General features: G+C 55.5%; 1 protein-coding gene. It reads left to right on the top strand.

From position 1 onward, the window contains the following. Positions 1-154: 154 nt before the first annotated feature. Positions 155-1423, top strand: coding sequence for an RNA-guided endonuclease InsQ/TnpB family protein (locus ACFQEU_RS15805; RefSeq protein WP_379783719.1), 1269 nt, complete (start codon positions 155-157; stop codon positions 1421-1423). Positions 1424-1473 lie beyond the last annotated feature (50 nt).

The following is a 1473-nucleotide window of genomic DNA, read 5'->3' as shown; positions in this document are numbered from 1 at the left end:
TTATCGAAGTTACAAGGCTAAAACCCCGCCCTGAAGGGCGGGGATACAGCCGACAATTCCTACACAACCCACCGCCGATGGCACTGCCGGATATTCTACGCTCAACCACTGTATTTAATAGAAATATTCTATAAGTACTTATGGACACAGTACGATGCTGGAGACAACTCGCACCTATCGAGCGAAAATCGTCAACCACCAACAGGTGAGTGACGACCTCGGTGATTGCGGGTACTCAGCATCCAAACTGTGGAACGTCGCCCGCTATCACTCCCAGCAAGAATGGGATGACACGGGAGAGATTCCGTCCGAAGCCGACCTCAAGCGCGAACTAAAAGACCACGAACGATACAGTGACCTACATTCTCAGTCAAGTCAGCGCGTTCTCGAAGAACTCGCTGAGTCGTTCAACGGTTGGTTCAAAAAGCGCAAGAATGGCGACACCGACGCGAATCCACCCGGATACCGAAAGCGAGGCGACAAACACCCGCGTTCCACCGTGACGTGGAAGCAGAACGGCATCAAACACGACTCCAAGCACAACAAACTCCGCCTGAGCAAGGGCTTCAACCTGAAGAACCACCGCTCAGACTTCATCCTCACAGAGTACGAAACACGACCGGACGTAACCGTGGAGAACATCCAGCAAGTGCGAGCAGTGTGGGACGGCGACCGCTGGGAACTGCACCTCGTCTGTAAGGTCGAAATTCCCGTCGAGGACGCACCCGGCGACAACACAGCTGGAATCGATCTCGGTATCAAGAACTACCTCGCTATCGCCTACGACGACGGTGATGCGGAGTTGTATCCGGGGAACGTACTGAAACAGGACAAGCACTACTTCACCCGCGACGAGTACGACACCGAAGGCGAGAACGGCCCGTCACGCCGTGCGCTCCGCGCCCGACAGAAACTCTCGCGTCGGAAAGACCACTTCCTGCACGCCCTCGCCAAACACATCGTTGAGCAGTGCATTGACCACGCGGTCGGTCGCATGGCTGTTGGCGACTTGAGCAAGATTCGAGAAGAGGAGAACGGTGACTCGCGGAACTGGGGTAAGTGCGGGAATAAGAAACTCCACGGATGGGAGTTCGACCGTTTCACCACGTTGCTTGAATACAAGGCTGAGGAACACGGTATCCTCGTTGACCGAAAGAGCGAGCGGGACACGAGCAAGACGTGTTCGTGTTGTGGTCGGAAGCGTGAGGCGAGCCGTGTGGAGCGTGGGTTGTACGTCTGTGAATCGTGGGGTGCAACGATGAACGCAGACGTGAATGGTGCGGTGAACATTCGCAGAAAGATAACTCAGAATCCCCCAACGGGGGATATGAGTAACGGTCGTTTGGCACGGCCAGTAGCCTATCTGTTCAATCAAACCTCGGGGCGTTTCGCACCGAGCGAACAGGTGGGTTGCGAACCCTAATATCCCAACGCTCGGGAATCCTCGCCCTTTAGGGCGGGGAGGATGTCAAC

The sequence above is a fragment of the Halorubrum tibetense genome (assembly GCF_042661865.1).
Taxonomy (GTDB): Archaea; Halobacteriota; Halobacteria; order Halobacteriales; family Haloferacaceae; genus Halorubrum; species Halorubrum tibetense.
The sequence above is the reverse complement of the archived record's forward strand: the minus strand, read 5'-3'. Positions and strand labels throughout refer to the sequence as shown.